Origin of the sequence: Caulobacter sp. DWR2-3-1b2 (genome assembly GCF_049896345.1) — a bacterium.
Classification (GTDB): domain Bacteria; phylum Pseudomonadota; class Alphaproteobacteria; order Caulobacterales; family Caulobacteraceae; genus Caulobacter.
Window position 1 is genome coordinate 43,515 of sequence record NZ_JAFCUC010000001.1, and the last position, 14,054, is coordinate 57,568.

A 14,054-nucleotide genomic window follows, 5' to 3' on the forward strand; every position below is an offset into this window, starting at 1 on the left:
CGCACGGGAGCAAGCCATGACCGATACGGTCGTTCAGGAAACTTCGGAAAGCTTGATCCTGCCGGGTCTGACCGTGCTGTTGCGCGAAGCCGCCAGCGCCGCCCAGCTGTTCGTCGCCGAGGCCAAGCCGGCGGTGAAGGCCGCGATCACGGGCGCAGGCGGCAAGATCGACCGCAAGCTGGCCGACGACAAGCAGCACCAGGTGCACGGCTATGGCTGGTACGCCGCCTATGCCGAGCTGCTGAACCAGGTCGCCGGCTGGGCCGAGCGGCTGGAGGCCGAGGGCCGGTTCGGCGAGATCGAGGCCCTGCTGGCCCAACTGCTGTTTTCCGAATACTGCGCCCAGCTGGTCGGCGGCGTGCCGATGAACCAGGGCGAGATCGTCCGTCCCGCTCATCTGGTCACCGACCGGGCCGTGTTGAACCGGCTCTATTCCAACGGCCTGATGAAGCTGATGGTCGAGGGCGGCACCCAGGCGGTGAAGACCCGCATCGCCCGGCGACTGGCCGAGGCCCGAGGTCGCCCTACGCTGGAAAACACCGGCCTCGACGAAACCTTCGAGATGATCCGCGACCAGTTCCACGCCTTCGCCGAGGAGAAGGTCACGCCCTTCGCCCACCAATGGCACCTGAAGGACGAGCTGATCCCCATCGAACTGGTCGAGGAACTGGGCGCCCTGGGGGTGTTTGGCCTGACCATCCCCGAGGAATATGGCGGGGCCGGCATGGGCAAGATGGCCATGTGCGTGGTCTCCGAGGAGCTGTCGCGAGCCTGGATCGGCGTCGGCTCGCTGGCTACCCGCTCGGAGATCGCCGGTGAGCTGATCCTGACCGGCGGCACCGAGGCGCAGAAGCACTACTGGCTGCCGAAGATCGCCGACGCCTCGATCCTGCCGACCGCCGTCTTTACCGAGCCCAACACCGGGTCGGACCTGGGCAGCCTGCGCACCCGTGCGACCCTGACCGGCGACGCCTATCTAGTGACCGGGAACAAGACCTGGATCACCCACGCCGCCCGCGCCGACGTCATGACCCTGCTGGTCCGCACCGAAGCCGACACCAGCGACTATCGCGGCCTGTCAATGCTGCTGGCCGAGAAGCCGCGCGGCACGGATGAGGCGCCCTTCCCCGCCGACGGCATGAGCGGCGGCGAGATCGGGGTGATCGGCTATCGCGGCATGAAGGAATATGAGCTGGCCTTCGACGGCTTCACGGTGAAGGCCGAGAACCTGCTGGGCGGCGTGCCCGGCCAGGGCTTCAAGCAGCTGATGGCCACCTTCGAGAGCGCCCGCATCCAGACCGCCGCCCGCGCCGTCGGCGTGGCCCAGGCGGCGCTGGAAACCGGCCTGGCCTACGCCCTGGACCGCCAGCAGTTCGGCCAGGCGATCTTCGAGTTCCCCCGCGTCCACAACAAGCTGGCGATGATGGCCGCCGAGATCATGGGCGTGCGCCAGCTGACCTATTTCGCCGCCCGCCAGAAGGACGAGGGCAAGCGCTGCGACCTCGAGGCCGGCATGGCCAAGCTGATCGCCGCCCGCGTCGCCTGGGCCGCCGCCGACAACGCCCTGCAGATCCACGGCGGCAACGGCTTCGCCGTCGAGTACGTGGCGAGCCGGTTGTTGGCGGACGCGCGGATTCTCAACATCTTCGAAGGCGCCGGCGAGATCCAGGCGCAGGTGATCGCGAGACGGCTGCTGGAGGAGGGGAACTAGCCCCGCCGCTCCCATCCTGTCATCCCGGACAAGGCCCGAGGGGCCGCCGATCCGGGACCGCCGGAAGCGCCTCCGTTCACGCCCCGGTCCCGGATCAGCGCGCTACGCGTTCGTCCGGGGTGGCAGCTGCTTTTGGCTGCCTCAAGCAGGACATGTCCAGCCCCTTCCCACCCGCCGGCCACGGCGGGCCGCATCCGGGGCGGATGCTGGCTGGGGCCAGAAAGCGGACCTTTCGAAGGACTGGGAAGGGTGGTTAGCGGACGTCGCCAAGCCACCGGATCCCTCGCCACATGTCGATGAACGCTGTGTCATGACAAAAGCTTAAGTTGCGATGGTGCGGGTCCCGCTATTAAGGTCACGCTTGGTCGGCGCGATCTGCACTGGCGTTCCTGAGCCCGAGGCATCCCTTGAAATCGTTCGTCGCCGCCATCGCCCTACTGGCGCTCCCCGGGCTTGCCTTTGCACAACAGCCCGTAAGGGAGGTGACGATTTCATCCGGCGACACCACGCTCTCAGCCCGCATTCTGGGTGGCGTCGGTGAAGGGCCGCGTCCGGCCATCGTCCTGTTTAACGGCTTTCCTGCGGGGCCAAATATCCCTCGCATAGCGACCGACCTGCAAGCCGCCGGCTATACCGTGTTGCTACCCCAATATCGGGGCACGGGGTCATCGGGCGGGGCCATCAGCCTGCGACACTCGCGCGAGGACGGGGCCGCCGCCGTAAACTGGCTCAAGCAGGACGCCGCCAGCGGGGTGGATCCGACTGAGATCGGCGTGCTCGGCGTTAGCTATGGCGGCTGGGTCGCGTTGCAGACGGCGGCGGCAGACCACAGCGTACGGTGCGCTGTGGTTCTCGTTCCCGCCGACATGGGCGTGATCGGTGCGCGTTGGGGCTCCGACGCAAGCTATCGGACGGCCTGGAAGACTGATCTGGACGCCGTCGCTGCCGATCCCGCCTCGACCCGCTTCGGACCGGATGGCGTCGACGGCTTTATGAACGCGATTACCCTGGAGTCCGGCACATCAGGCTTGGCCCAGCGCGCCGCTGATCTGGCGGATCGTCCGATCTTCGTCGCAGGCGGTCGTCACGATCCCGCAGCCCCGTTCGCCGACCACTATGTACCGCTGGTGGAGGCTCTTCGCGCAGCCAAGGCGCCGTTTACGGCCCTCGAGTTCGACGGTGGGCATAATCCGTCTGAAGCCTCGGCCGCCGCACAGAGCTTCATTGAACGGAGCTGCTTTGCCGATTGACCCAGCTAGTCGTCGGCTCAAGCGCGAGGACCCCGTTGCGATCAAATGTCCGCTATGGGGTCGAAAGCGGGCCAAGGCTGGGGCGCCAAAACCCGACACCCATTCACAGTGCCTCGACCCTACGCCCTCAACCCCGCCAGATACCCATAGCTAACCCCCACCGACTCCAGCCGCGAGTGCGCGAACGGCGGTTCCTGCTCGACGAAGAAGTCGCGCACCCCGGCGGCGTAGGCGGCCGGCAGCAACCGCGTCCAGTCGATCATGCCGGAGCCCACCTCGGTCGGGTCCTGGACGAACACGAAGTTGGGCTTGGTCGTCGCCTTGATGTCCTTGACGTGCATGGCCGTGAACCGGCCCGGGTGGGCCTTCAGCAGAGCGAAGGGGTCCTGGCCCGCCGCGGCGACCCAGCCGGCGTCCATCTCGAACTCGACCAGGGTCGGATCGGTGCGGGCCAGCAGGATCTCGTAGCCGGTGCGTGCGCCGGGCTTGCCGTCCGCTAGGAGCCGGAACTCGGGATTGTGATTGTGATAGGCCAGCCTCAGCCCGGACTTGGCCAGCACCGCGCCCTTGGCGTTGAGGAAGTCGGCGTTGAAGCTCCAGTCGTCGGCGGTCATGGCGCCGCCGATCCGGCCCAGGACCTGGCCGAACGCCTCGCCCGAGCGGGGCTTCAGGTCGAAGCGCGCGGGCGTGTAGAAGATCGGCATGACGATCCGCTTGACCCCCAGGATGTGGGCCTCGTCGGCCAGCCGCGACAGGTCGCCGTCGAGGCTGGACTCGCCGCCTTGGGCCTGGACCTGGACGTGGGCGCTGGGCGTGCTCAGCCCCACGGCGTCCATCGCAGCGCGCAGCTGAGCCGGGGTGCGGCCCTGATAGCCCGCCAGTTCGATGGTCTTGAAGCCGATCGCGGCGACGGCGCGCAGCGTGCCCTCCAGATCGGCCTTGGCCTGGTCGGCAAGGGTGTAGAGCTGCAACCCAATCGGCAGGCCGGTGCGGGCGAAGAACGGCTGGGCGGCGGCCAGGCCGACGCCGGGCAAGGTCACTGCGCCGAGGCCAATGGCCCCGACAAGGCCGCGTCGCGTGAGGTCAAGCATTTCCGTTTCCTGCATCTTCCTCGGACTATGCATTGATCCCGCGCCGCGTCGATGGCCGTCGCGCGCCGCGCGCCTTGCCCCAAACACCGACGCAGGCTTAGCTGCGGCCTCTATACGAGGACCCCGCATGATCGCCACCACCCGCCGCGCCGCCCTGTTGTCGGCCTTCGCCACCGTCGGGGCCGGCGCCCTGGTCGCCACGCCGCGTTCGGCGCGGGCCGCCGAGACCGGCCAGGCCGCCGCCGCGATCGACCTCTACGCCCAGCAGGTGATGGCCGCGTTCCCAGACGAGCCGGGCCTGGGGATCTGCGTGGTCGAGGACGGCCAGATCACCCTGGCCAAGGGCTATGGCGTCAAGCGAATGGGCGGGACCGACAGGGTCACCGACTCCACCCTGTTTGGCGTGGCGTCCAACACCAAGGCCTTCACCGCCGCCGCCTTGGCCATGCTGGTCGAGGCCGGCAAGGTCGAGTGGGATGCGCCGGTCACGCGTTATCTGCCCAGTTTCGAGATGAGCGACCCGGTGGTCACCAAGCTGATGACGGTGCGCGACCTGCTGTGCCACCGCAGCGGCCTGACCCTGGGGGCCGGCGACCTGATGATCTGGCCCAACCCCACCCACAGCCGCGCCGACATCGTGGCCGGCATGAAGCACCTGCCGCTGGGCGAGGGTTTCCGCACCGGCTACGCCTATGACAACGTGCTCTATGTGGTGGCCGGCGAGGTGATCGCCGCCGTCACCGGCAAGCCCTGGGAAGACTTCATCCAGACGCGGATCCTGGATCCCCTGGGCATGAGCGACAGCGTGCCCCTGCCCTCAATGATCGGCGATCGATCGCGGGCCGAGCCGCATGCGCGGATGGGTCCGCCGGTGCGGGGCCTGGGACCGCAGACCGTGCTGCCGTTCGACGGCAGTTTCGGCGCCGCTGGAGCGGCGGGCGGTCTCAACACCTCCGCGCGCGACATCGGCAAGTGGCTGCAGGTCCAGCTGGGGCTGGGCGCGACGCCCGGCGGGCTAAAGCTGTGGACCGAGGCCTCGTCGCGCGAGATGTGGAAGCCCCACACCATCACCGCCTGGGCCGACGGCCCTACCGCCGACAACCCCGTGCGCCCGACGATGCAGGCCTATGGCCTGGGCTGGTTCATCCAGGACCATCGCGGCGAGCGGCTGCTGTCGCACACCGGCGGTCTGGCCGGCTTCATCTCCTATACGGGTCTGCTGCCGGGCCGGAAGTCGGGGATCATGGTGATGACCAACGCGGAGGAGGCCCCGCTCTTCCGGGCGTTGCGCTATGGCGGCCCCGATCGGCTGCAGGGCCGCGCCGACTTCGACTGGATCGGCTCGTCCAAGCGAGTCCAGGCCACCACCGACGCCAAGACCATCAAGGACGCCGCCGAGGCCGTCACCCCCAAGGGCGGCGGCGTCAAGCCAAGCCTACCGCTGGCCGCCTATGTCGGGACCTACCGCGATCCCTGGTACGGCACGATCACGGTCAGCGTGGTGAAGAAGGGGCTCAAGATCGCCTTCGACAAGACCCCCGCTCTGCGCGGCACGCTGGAAACCTTCGATGGGGATACGTTCCGCACGCGGTTCGAGGACCGCTCGCAAGAGGACGCGTTCATGGTGTTCGAGGTCAAGGCCGGGGTGGTTGTGGGGGCCACGATGCGGGCGGTCTCGCCGCTGGCGGACTTCTCGTATGACTATCAGGATCTGCGGCTGACAAAGGTTTAGCCTGCAATTTGAAACCCTCTCCCAGCGGGAGAGGGTTCACGACGTGCGGCCTCACACTTGCCGGCTGGAGGATTCTCGATCCCGAAAAAGGACACTGATGCCCCGCCCATATCGACGTCTGCGCGCTTTCGCCCAAGACACCAGGGCCGCTTCGGCCGTGGAAAACGCACTGTTGCTCAGCCTGACGGCGGTGATGGTCTACGCGTTCAAGGGGACCGGGGTCGTGAAGCTGGTCCAGCCCACGCGGCAAGCCTTTGACACCCTGATCCGCGCGCTGTCTTAACGCGGCCGCCAGCCTTCGGCGATGAACACGATCTGCTGGTCCATGGCGGCCGCTAGCTCGTTGGCCTGGGCCCCGTTGGCCGCAGCCAGGCGATAGTTCCAGGCATAGGCGGCCTTGAGCACATTGATGGTCAGGTCGGAGTCAAGATCGAGCCGTACGTCGCCGCGCGTCTTTCCGTCGTCCAGCACCTCGCGGAGCATGGAATTGAGCCTTACATTGCGGCCGTAAGGGGTGACGCCAGGGTCGTTGGAGGGGCTGTAGGACGCGGCGATGTGGGCCAGGAACAGCTTCACCCGGCGCGTCTCGAACGCGTAGTGGATGGCGAAGATCGAGGACAGACGGTCGGCGGTCGCACCGCGCAGGAACGGCACCACCCGGTCGAACTCGGCGTAGAGGTCGGCCAGTCGCGTCTCCATGACGTGGCTCAGCACCTCGGCCTTGGAGGCGAAGGTTGTGAAGACGCTGCCGACCGAAACGCCCGCCCGTTCGGCGATCGCGCGGATCGTCGTCTCGTCGTAGCCCGTGTCGTTGAACAGGTCTCGCGCGGCCTCGAGGACCTTCTCACGCGTCGCCTGTTTCTGCTCTTCCCGTACGCCCAAGCACCGTCCCCCCGGATAGCCTGCGTCACAAATGCATCTGGGAGCGGCCTCTCCGGCAAGGGGCGGCCGCCCCCGGTCGGTTCTTAAGCGCGCGCGCCCGCCAGAATGACCTTCAGTTGATCCGAAAGTCGCGACAGCAGTGCCTCAACCGTCCAGGCGTCGAAGATCGCCCGGCGATAGTTGGCGACATACACGTCCCAGATGATCTCGGCGAGCAGCTTAGTGTCGGCGGCGGCTTTAAGCTCGCCGCGTTCGACGCCGCGGATCAGCACGTCACTCAGCAAAGTGAAGATGTGCTTCAGGTGGCCGCGGTTACGGCGCTCGGCGGTTTCCGACCGGGTCCAGGACACGGCGATGCTGGCCTGCAACAGGGGCAGTTGCTCAACATGGAAGCCGTAGGCGACGGCGAACATGCCGATCACGCCTTCCTCGACGCTGACGGCATTGGCGCCAGCCTGCTTCATCTGAGCGTAGATGACCTCGTAGTCGGCGGTCAGGATCTCGTCGAACAACTCGCTCTTGTCGGCGAAGCTGGCGAAGACGGCGCCCGTCGACATGCCGGCGGCCTGGGCGATATCGCGGATGGTCGCCCCCTCATAGCCACGCTCGGTGAACAGGCGGCGGGCGGCCGACAGGACGCGCTCGCGGGTGTGCTGCTTGGCCAGCGCCCGGCGGGTCATCTTGATCGGGGTTTCGGTGTTGTACCCGGGATTCAAAGCAACAAAACTCATGCGACGGACTCCAGGCGAGCAAGCGCGGCTTCCGCGCGCTTCTCGAATTCAATGCAATATTCATCGACGACGTTCTGAAGAACCTCGGCGTATCGGAGCGCCAGGGCGCGGCCATCCTGAGCGGCGTCGCGCAGGTCGGTGATCAATTGGCGGACTTCCACCATGGCTTCATCGCGCTCGGACGCGGAAAAATCGGCGGCGGCGTCGGCGCTGCGGGCGCTCTGAGCCATCGGGTCTCTCCTGCCTCGCCGCTGGGAAATGGCGCTGACATGACCTGCGGTGAGGAATTGATCATGTTCAGCGAACGCGTACGGAAATTCGAAGTTGGCGCGTGTACCCTCAGCTTCAAGGGGTTGCAACTCGGAACTGAACTAAAATCGCCGAACAGCAGCGTTTGAGCTGTGTATGGTACCGGTAGATCTGCGTCACTGCGACAAATGCACTCAACGAACAGAGTCGACGAACGCAGTGTCGGATCGGTACGCCGGATCAAACGGCGGTCGGGGACCCTCCCCTTCTCGGTGCGCTGCGAGACGCTCTGGCCAAGCCTGGAGCGAGCGCCTAGTTTGCCGCCATGGACAAACTGTTCGACCTTCTCGTCCCCGTCACCCTTGGCGCCGTGTTGATCACGCTCTGCTTCGGCATCTTCGCCCTGTTCAAGGGCGGCGACTTCGGACGTTCCCATTCCAACAAGCTGATGCGCCTGCGCGTGGCGCTGCAGTTCCTGGCGGTGGTGGTTTTGATGGCCGCCTTCTGGTGGCGCGGTCGCTAAACCAGACTCCCCTAATGGTCGAGTAAGCCAGAGGGTTGCGCCATTCGCGCTAGGACATCTTGCCCCAGGGCGCCTTGCCACTGGCGCGGCCAACACGGAACCTTCGACCCATGGTGACGCTCAACTGCATCTACACCCGCACCGGCGACAAGGGTCTGACCCGGCTTTCGACCGGACAGCCGGTCAGCAAGGCGTCGATACGGGTCGAGGCCTATGGCGGAGTCGACGAGACCAACGCCTGTATCGGCGTGGCGCGCCAGCACACGAAGGCAGACGCCGAACTCGACGCCCTGCTTGAGCGCATCCAGAACGACCTGTTCGACCTGGGCGCGGACCTGGCCACCCCCGAGCAGAACGAAAAGCCGGAATGGGAGCCGCTTAGGGTGGTCGACAGCCAGGTCGAGCGGCTGGAGCGCGAGATCGACATGATCAACGCCAGACTCTCGCCCCTGACCTCGTTCGTGCTGCCGGCCGGCTCGCCCGCCTCGGCCGCCCTGCACGTGGCCCGCACTGTCTGCCGGCGAGCCGAACGCTCGGTCGTGGAGCTGATGAGCGTGGAGGGCGAAATCGTCAGCGAGCCGGCGCTCAAGTACCTGAACCGCCTTTCGGACCTGCTGTTCGTGGCCTCGCGCCGGGCCAATGACGACGGCGCGGCAGACGTGCTGTGGAAGCCGGGGGCGACGCGGTAGGGGGCGTTCGAGAAACCCTCTCCCAGAGGGAAAGGGTCTTATCTACTTCGCCGGCCGAGACACCGACGGACCTTCCATCTTCTGCGGGTCGGTATTGATCGGCGGAAGGTTCGACGGCCGCATGGTCAGGCGCTCGATCGGGTAGACCGTGCCGCACTTCATCCACTTCTCCGCCCAGGCGCCGCCGCGCTCGCCGCAGCGCTCCTTCGGCCACACATAAAAATAGTGGTAGGCGAAGACGCTGGCGCACGAGACCAGGAAGATGCCGAAGAAGATCTTCTGCAGCTGGATGATGTTGCTCTTCATGAACGCCTCATAATCGCCCGCCGAGCCAGTGGCCAGAGGGTTCTACGCACACCCGCGCCAGCGCGGCGCCACGCCAATCCTCAGCTTCGGTGTGCAGCGCAGCAGACGCGGCCGCGCAAGTGGCCTACGATTGTTTGAACGCCTCGGCCGATAATGCATTACGCTTACGTCAGGGGAAACTTGCAAACCTGCCGCAACGCGCTAATTCCGTCGGCGCAGGCAGGAAAAACTAGCCAGGAGGCGGCGTAGACCGATGAAGGTTCTGGTCCCGGTCAAACGGGTTATCGATTACAATGTGAAGGTCCGGGTGAAGCCCGATCAGACCGGCGTCGACCTTGCGAACGTCAAGATGTCGATGAACCCCTTCTGTGAGATCGCGGTCGAGGAAGCCGTGCGTCTCAAGGAAAAGGGCGTCGCCACCGAGATCGTGGTTGTCAGCATTGGTCCGCAACAGGCGCAGGAAACCATTCGCACCGCCCTGGCCATGGGCGGCGATCGCGGCATCCTGATCGTCACCGACGCCGATCCCGAGCCGCTGGCCGTCGCCAAGCTGCTGGCCGCCGTCGCCGCCGAGGAACAGCCGAACCTGATCCTGATGGGCAAGCAGGCCATCGACGGCGACAACAACGCCGTCGGCCAGATGCTGTCGGCCCTGCTGGGCTGGCCGCAAGCCACCTATGCCTCGGCCGTCGAGGTTTCCGGTTCGACCGCCAAGGTCACCCGCGAGGTCGATGGCGGCCTGCAGGTGCTGGACGTCGATCTGCCGGCCGTGATCACCGCCGACCTGCGCCTCAACGAGCCGCGCTACGCCTCCTTGCCCAACATCATGAAGGCCAAGAAGAAAGAGATCGCCAGCAAGACCGTCGCCGACTACGGCGTCGATGTCGCGCCGCGTCTCAAGGTGGTCAAGGTCGCCGAGCCCGCCAAGCGTTCGGCGGGCGTCAAGCTCGAAACCGCCGCCGATCTCGTTTCCAAGCTGAAAACCGCGGGGGTGCTCTGATGGCCGTTCTCGTCGTCGCCGATAACGACAACGCGCACCTGCGCGATGGCACCCACAAGACGGTCACCGCCGCCCTGAAACTGTCGTCCGAGGTGGACGTGCTGGTTCTGGGGTCGGGCGCCGACGCCGTGGCCGCCCAAGCGGCCAAGATCACCGGGGTGCGCAAGGTGCTGCTGGCCCAGAGCGACGCTCTCGGCCACGGTCTGGCCGAGGCGCAGGCCGACGCCGTGCTGGCCCTGGCGGGTAACTACGACGCGATCCTCGTGCCCGCCACCTCGGGCGGCAAGAACTTCGCGCCGCGCGTCGCCGCAAAGCTGGATGTTGCCCCGATCAGCGAGATCGTCGAGGTCGTCTCGGCCGACACCTTCACCCGCCCGATCTATGCCGGCAACGCCCTCGAGACCGTCCAGACCTCGGACGCCAAGAAGGTGATCACCGTGCGCCCCACCGCCTTCGCGGCGGCGGAAGAAGGCGGCTCGGCCCCCGTGGAAACCGTCGGCGGCGCGGAAGCCGGCCAGGCCCGGTTCGTCAGCGAAAAGATGGTCAAGTCCGACCGTCCGGAACTGGCGGCCGCCAAGATCGTGGTCTCCGGGGGTCGCGCCATGGGGTCGGCAGAGGAGTTCTCCAAGGTCATCGAGCCGCTGGCCGACAAGCTGGGCGCCGCCGTCGGCGCCTCGCGTGCGGCAGTCGATGCGGGCTATGCGCCGAACGACTACCAGGTCGGCCAGACCGGCAAGGTCGTCGCCCCGGCGCTGTACATCGCCATCGGCATCTCGGGAGCCATCCAGCACCTGGCTGGCATGAAGGACAGCAAGATCATCGTCGCCATCAACAAGGACAGCGACGCCCCGATCTTCCAGGTCGCCGACTACGGCCTGGTGGGCGACTACAAGACCGTCGTACCCGAACTGATGGACGCCCTGACGGCGGCTGGTAAGTAAGGCTTTCGCGGATAGCGGAATAGAGAAGGCCCGGGAGCGATCCCGGGCCTTTTTCTTTGGGCGCTGCGATGAAGGCGGGGCCCCTCACTTCGGGCTGTGGATCGGCATGGTGGCCGACCACACCGCGTCGCCGTCCCGCAGCGGCGGGCCGACCTTGTCGCCGGCGGCAACCAGCAGCGACAGAACGGCGACGGCGGCGATCAGGAGGAGTTTCATCGGAGCACCTGTGAGCAAGAATGTCAGCCTCGTCGGCCTGTGCCGCTAAGATGCTCCGACAAAGCGGGGTTTACGAACGACGGTATCTGGGCGAACTTGTCAGCCCGACTAACAAGCCTGAGCCGCGATGCGCCTGCCGCCGTTCCTGACCTTGACCGCCTTGGAGGCCGCCGCCCGGCACCGCAGCTATAGCCGCGCGGCGCGGGAGTTGTTCGTCACCCACGGCGCGGTCAGCCAGCAGATCCGTAAGCTGGAGGACGAGCTGGGAACAAAGTTGTTCGTCCGCCGGGGCAACGCCATGATCCCCACCGCCACCGGCCAGCGCCTGGCCGATCAGGTCACAGCGGCGCTGGCCACTCTGCGCGCCGGGGTCGATGACGCCCGCGAGGCGACGCGCGGTCCTCTGGTGATCAGCAGCAGCGCCGCCTTCGCCAGCCGCTGGCTGGTCACTCGCCTGGCCCGGCTGGCGGCCGACACCGGCGAGCCGGACCTGATCGTCCGCGCCGAGGACCGCGTCGCCGACCTGACCGCCGACGGCGTCGACATCGCCCTGCGGTTCGGCTGCGGCGTGTGGCCCGGCGTCGAGGTCGCCACCCTGATGATCGAGCGGGTGTTTCCGGTCTGCAGCCCCGACTTCCTGGCAAAGCACCCGATCCGCGAGACGCGGGATTTGCTGGACGTGCCGCTGCTGCGCCATGTCGGCCTGCCCTGGTCGATCTGGCTGACCGCCATGGGGGTGGAAGAGGCGCCGCGCCAGCAGGGCCTGGCCTTCGAGGACACCGCCCTGATGCTCGACACGGCCGCCCATGGGGTAGGCGTGGCCCTGGCCCGCAGCGGGCTGGCGGAACGCGACCTCAGCGAGGGCCGGCTGGTGCGGCCGTTCTCCGGCGAGGTCAGCGTCGAGACCGGCAACCACTTCGTCTGGCGCGCCGACAGCCCCAAGCTGGCTCGCATCCTCAAGCTGCGCGACTGGTTCCTGGCCGAAACCGCAACGGCCCGAGCGGAAACGACGGCCGGCTAGCTTCCCCGGGCTAGACCGAACAGGCCCGCCGCCAGCAGCAGGGCCGCGTTCTCGCTGGTCTGGCCTTCGTTGGAGGCCCAGGAGCCGTCGGCCTCGCAGGCGTCCACGAAGCACTTGGCGGGCGGGGTTCCGGCCTCGATAACCGCCTTCAGCCGCGGGTCGGCCCCGGTCAGCCCGCCATTGGGGCCGCCACTGGCCCAGCCCGGCATGACGATCCCCCAGACCCGGCAGGTCCAGTGATACGGACGCCGCGTGGCGCGCGCGCCGTGGCCGGTGACGAAGCCATGGTCCAGGGCGTTGCAGCCCAGGACATAGTCGAGCAGGCGCTGGGCTGTCTCGCGCGCGCCCTCGCCGCCCAGCTCGCTGGCGAACAGGCACAGCACGGCGGTGTTCAGCGCCAGCTCGACCGAGCCCCAGATGTAGGCCTCGGGCCGAACCGTGAATCCGTAGGGATCTTCGGCGGCAGAGCCCGCGACGACCTTGGCGGCTTCCAGGATCGCCGCCCGCGCCGCGGCCCCGGCCTCGCCCGTCGTTCGCGCCAAGCTCATCACGCCCAGCAACTGAGGTCCCGGCCAGAAGAACGGGAAGACGCCCAGGTCCTTTACGCCGGCGGTCGCGCGCGCGGCGAGCTGAGGCGCGCCGGTCAGGACGGCCATCTCGCACGTCGCCCAGAAGATCTCCTGGCGCGGATCGGGGTCGGTATAGGCATAGTCGCCGTGCAGGACCTTGGGGTGGGCCTCAAGCCAGTCCCAGGCGCGCAGGGCAGCGGCCTTGCAGCGGGCCGCGAACTCAGGGTCGAGCGGCGCGAACACGCGCGCGGCCTGCAGCATAACCCCAACGAACACCCCCGCGTCGAGGCTGGACGCGCCCTGGGCGGCGCGCGGATGCGGATCGCGCTCGGGCGGCTGGCCCCAGGCGTATTGGCCGCTGGAATCGACCTTGTGCAGCACCGAACCGTCAGGGTTCTGCATCTTCAGCAGCCACTCCAGGCCCCAGCGCGCCTGTTGCAGCAGGTCGTCCAAGCCCGGCCAGGTTTGGGGAACGCCAAGGGTCAGGGCCTGGGCGGCATCCGGTCGCAGGGTGTGCAGCCACAGCATCTGACTGACGCTGATCGCCGCCATGTGGGACCACTTGCCGTAGTCACCAGCATTGTACCAGCCACCCGTCAGGTCACGCGATGCGCCATCGACGAGCAGGGCGGCCTCGCTGAGATGGCCCGCCGCGTGCTGGATCCCGGTCACGGGGTCATCGAGCGCGACATTGGCCCGGATCAGAAAGAAGGCGCGGGCGGCGTCGCGGACCAGCGGGGCGTAGATCGCCGGCCCGACCTCGAACGGCGCCGAGGCGAGCCTGGCGATCCGCACCCGGTAGCGGCCCGCCCGGCTCAAGGCCGAGAAGTCGCCGGTCCGCACATGTTCGCCTGCCGTGGCGGTCGCGTCGTGAACCTCCGGGTCCAGCCGACCGCTGAAGACCCGTTGGCCCGCCAGGGTCTCGACCGTGAACGGCCGAGCCCCCTTATCGCCGGGCGGGACCGGTAGGACGAAGCGCTTGGCGGCCTTGGGCAGGAAGCCCAGTTGGTTGAGCCGGGGTCCGGGAAGTGGCGCGCCGGCGCCGGAGCCGCGCGCCGCGCCAAGGGCCAGCATACCGGCCGTCACCGCCGTCAGGTCCCGCCGGGTCAGCGTGCTTGGAGAGTTCGACATCCTGGCCGCCCC

General features: G+C 67.5%; 16 protein-coding genes. 9 read left to right on the plus strand and 7 right to left on the minus strand.

Translation table 11 applies throughout. The features are described from left to right. Positions 1-16 precede the first annotated feature (16 nt). Together ACP694_RS00215 and ACP694_RS00220 are read left to right on the plus strand one after the other, a co-directional pair. A complete protein-coding gene (locus ACP694_RS00215; RefSeq protein WP_426009340.1) occupies positions 17-1,711 on the plus strand; it encodes an acyl-CoA dehydrogenase family protein in 1,695 nt (564 codons plus the stop codon). A 407-nt stretch (positions 1,712-2,118) separates the two neighbouring features. Further along, positions 2,119-2,961 carry an alpha/beta hydrolase family protein gene (locus tag ACP694_RS00220; RefSeq protein WP_426009343.1) on the plus strand — a complete coding sequence of 281 codons (843 nt, stop codon included), beginning with the start codon at positions 2,119-2,121 and terminating at the stop codon, positions 2,959-2,961. A 119-nt stretch (positions 2,962-3,080) separates the two neighbouring features. Here ACP694_RS00220 and ACP694_RS00225 read toward each other — a convergent pair whose 3' ends face one another. Further along, positions 3,081-4,052: a sugar phosphate isomerase/epimerase family protein gene (locus ACP694_RS00225; RefSeq protein ID WP_426009346.1), complete on the minus strand. Its 972-nt coding sequence runs from the start codon at positions 4,050-4,052 to the stop codon at positions 3,081-3,083. A 127-nt stretch (positions 4,053-4,179) separates the two neighbouring features. Here ACP694_RS00225 and ACP694_RS00230 point away from each other — a divergent pair, with 127 nt between their 5' ends. Continuing rightward, positions 4,180-5,784 (plus strand): serine hydrolase, encoded by a 1,605-nt coding sequence (locus ACP694_RS00230; RefSeq protein ID WP_426009349.1) that lies wholly within the window; start codon positions 4,180-4,182, stop codon positions 5,782-5,784. A 97-nt stretch (positions 5,785-5,881) separates the two neighbouring features. After that, positions 5,882-6,067, plus strand: coding sequence for a hypothetical protein (locus ACP694_RS00235; protein WP_426009351.1), 186 nt, complete (start codon positions 5,882-5,884; stop codon positions 6,065-6,067). On the opposite strand, the gene ACP694_RS00240 is transcribed toward ACP694_RS00235, so the two are convergent. The 3 genes from ACP694_RS00240 to ACP694_RS00250 all read right to left on the minus strand — a co-directional run bounded on the left by ACP694_RS00240 (position 6,064) and on the right by ACP694_RS00250 (position 7,627). Next, the gene (locus ACP694_RS00240) at positions 6,064-6,666 is read right to left on the minus strand and encodes a TetR/AcrR family transcriptional regulator (RefSeq protein WP_426009354.1); all 603 of its coding nucleotides are present in this window, start codon (positions 6,664-6,666) and stop codon (positions 6,064-6,066) included. The two genes, ACP694_RS00235 and ACP694_RS00240, sit on opposite strands and share 4 nt — an antisense overlap. An 83-nt stretch (positions 6,667-6,749) precedes the next feature. Next, complete coding sequence (locus ACP694_RS00245) at positions 6,750-7,397, minus strand: TetR/AcrR family transcriptional regulator (RefSeq protein WP_426009356.1); 648 nt, start codon at positions 7,395-7,397, stop codon at positions 6,750-6,752. Further along, positions 7,394-7,627 carry a hypothetical protein gene (locus ACP694_RS00250; RefSeq protein WP_426009358.1) on the minus strand — a complete coding sequence of 78 codons (234 nt, stop codon included), beginning with the start codon at positions 7,625-7,627 and terminating at the stop codon, positions 7,394-7,396. Before ACP694_RS00250 ends, ACP694_RS00245 begins: the two co-directional genes overlap by 4 nt. Before the next feature lie 344 nt (positions 7,628-7,971). Between ACP694_RS00250 and ACP694_RS00255 the strand changes: the two genes are divergently transcribed. Together ACP694_RS00255 and ACP694_RS00260 are read left to right on the plus strand one after the other, a co-directional pair. Beyond that, positions 7,972-8,169: a twin transmembrane helix small protein gene (locus ACP694_RS00255; RefSeq protein ID WP_426009361.1), complete on the plus strand. Its 198-nt coding sequence runs from the start codon at positions 7,972-7,974 to the stop codon at positions 8,167-8,169. A 110-nt stretch (positions 8,170-8,279) separates the two neighbouring features. Continuing rightward, the gene (locus ACP694_RS00260) at positions 8,280-8,858 is read left to right on the plus strand and encodes a cob(I)yrinic acid a,c-diamide adenosyltransferase (protein ID WP_426009364.1); all 579 of its coding nucleotides are present in this window, start codon (positions 8,280-8,282) and stop codon (positions 8,856-8,858) included. Between the two features lie 42 nt (positions 8,859-8,900). Here the strand turns inward: ACP694_RS00260 and ACP694_RS00265 are convergent, their stop codons facing one another. After that, the gene (locus tag ACP694_RS00265; protein ID WP_426009366.1) at positions 8,901-9,164 is read right to left on the minus strand and encodes a hypothetical protein; all 264 of its coding nucleotides are present in this window, start codon (positions 9,162-9,164) and stop codon (positions 8,901-8,903) included. Positions 9,165-9,417: 253 nt separating this feature from the next. Between ACP694_RS00265 and ACP694_RS00270 the strand changes: the two genes are divergently transcribed. Continuing rightward, positions 9,418-10,164: an electron transfer flavoprotein subunit beta/FixA family protein gene (locus ACP694_RS00270; RefSeq protein ID WP_426009369.1), complete on the plus strand. Its 747-nt coding sequence runs from the start codon at positions 9,418-9,420 to the stop codon at positions 10,162-10,164. Next, on the plus strand, positions 10,164-11,105 hold the full coding sequence (locus ACP694_RS00275) for an electron transfer flavoprotein subunit alpha/FixB family protein (RefSeq protein ID WP_426009371.1): 942 nt from the start codon (positions 10,164-10,166) through the stop codon (positions 11,103-11,105). The genes ACP694_RS00270 and ACP694_RS00275 overlap by 1 nt, the downstream gene beginning before the upstream one ends. A gap of 84 nt (positions 11,106-11,189) precedes the next feature. On the opposite strand, the gene ACP694_RS00280 is transcribed toward ACP694_RS00275, so the two are convergent. Then, positions 11,190-11,321, minus strand: coding sequence for a hypothetical protein (locus ACP694_RS00280; RefSeq protein ID WP_426009374.1), 132 nt, complete (start codon positions 11,319-11,321; stop codon positions 11,190-11,192). A gap of 127 nt (positions 11,322-11,448) precedes the next feature. Between ACP694_RS00280 and ACP694_RS00285 the strand changes: the two genes are divergently transcribed. Continuing rightward, positions 11,449-12,342: a LysR substrate-binding domain-containing protein gene (locus ACP694_RS00285; RefSeq protein WP_426009377.1), complete on the plus strand. Its 894-nt coding sequence runs from the start codon at positions 11,449-11,451 to the stop codon at positions 12,340-12,342. On the opposite strand, the gene ACP694_RS00290 is transcribed toward ACP694_RS00285, so the two are convergent. Then, positions 12,339-14,042 carry a glycoside hydrolase family 9 protein gene (locus ACP694_RS00290; protein WP_426009380.1) on the minus strand — a complete coding sequence of 568 codons (1,704 nt, stop codon included), beginning with the start codon at positions 14,040-14,042 and terminating at the stop codon, positions 12,339-12,341. The genes ACP694_RS00285 and ACP694_RS00290 overlap by 4 nt on opposite strands. Between the last annotated feature and the right edge of the window lie 12 nt (positions 14,043-14,054).

Bases quoted from the DNA above. Each gene is read 5' to 3' on its own strand.
- ACP694_RS00215 (WP_426009340.1), top strand. From the start codon at position 17: ATGACCGATACGGTCGTTCAGGAAACTTCGGAAAGCTTGATCCTGCCG.
- ACP694_RS00225 (WP_426009346.1), bottom strand. From the start codon at position 4,052: ATGCTTGACCTCACGCGACGCGGCCTTGTCGGGGCCATTGGCCTCGGC.
- ACP694_RS00230 (WP_426009349.1), top strand. From the start codon at position 4,180: ATGATCGCCACCACCCGCCGCGCCGCCCTGTTGTCGGCCTTCGCCACC.
- ACP694_RS00235 (WP_426009351.1), top strand. From the start codon at position 5,882: ATGCCCCGCCCATATCGACGTCTGCGCGCTTTCGCCCAAGACACCAGG.
- ACP694_RS00245 (WP_426009356.1), bottom strand. From the start codon at position 7,397: ATGAGTTTTGTTGCTTTGAATCCCGGGTACAACACCGAAACCCCGATC.
- ACP694_RS00250 (WP_426009358.1), bottom strand. From the start codon at position 7,627: ATGGCTCAGAGCGCCCGCAGCGCCGACGCCGCCGCCGATTTTTCCGCG.
- ACP694_RS00255 (WP_426009361.1), top strand. From the start codon at position 7,972: ATGGACAAACTGTTCGACCTTCTCGTCCCCGTCACCCTTGGCGCCGTG.
- ACP694_RS00260 (WP_426009364.1), top strand. From the start codon at position 8,280: ATGGTGACGCTCAACTGCATCTACACCCGCACCGGCGACAAGGGTCTG.
- ACP694_RS00265 (WP_426009366.1), bottom strand. From the start codon at position 9,164: ATGAAGAGCAACATCATCCAGCTGCAGAAGATCTTCTTCGGCATCTTC.
- ACP694_RS00270 (WP_426009369.1), top strand. From the start codon at position 9,418: ATGAAGGTTCTGGTCCCGGTCAAACGGGTTATCGATTACAATGTGAAG.
- ACP694_RS00275 (WP_426009371.1), top strand. From the start codon at position 10,164: ATGGCCGTTCTCGTCGTCGCCGATAACGACAACGCGCACCTGCGCGAT.
- ACP694_RS00280 (WP_426009374.1), bottom strand. From the start codon at position 11,321: ATGAAACTCCTCCTGATCGCCGCCGTCGCCGTTCTGTCGCTGCTGGTT.
- ACP694_RS00285 (WP_426009377.1), top strand. From the start codon at position 11,449: ATGCGCCTGCCGCCGTTCCTGACCTTGACCGCCTTGGAGGCCGCCGCC.
- ACP694_RS00290 (WP_426009380.1), bottom strand. From the start codon at position 14,042: ATGTCGAACTCTCCAAGCACGCTGACCCGGCGGGACCTGACGGCGGTG.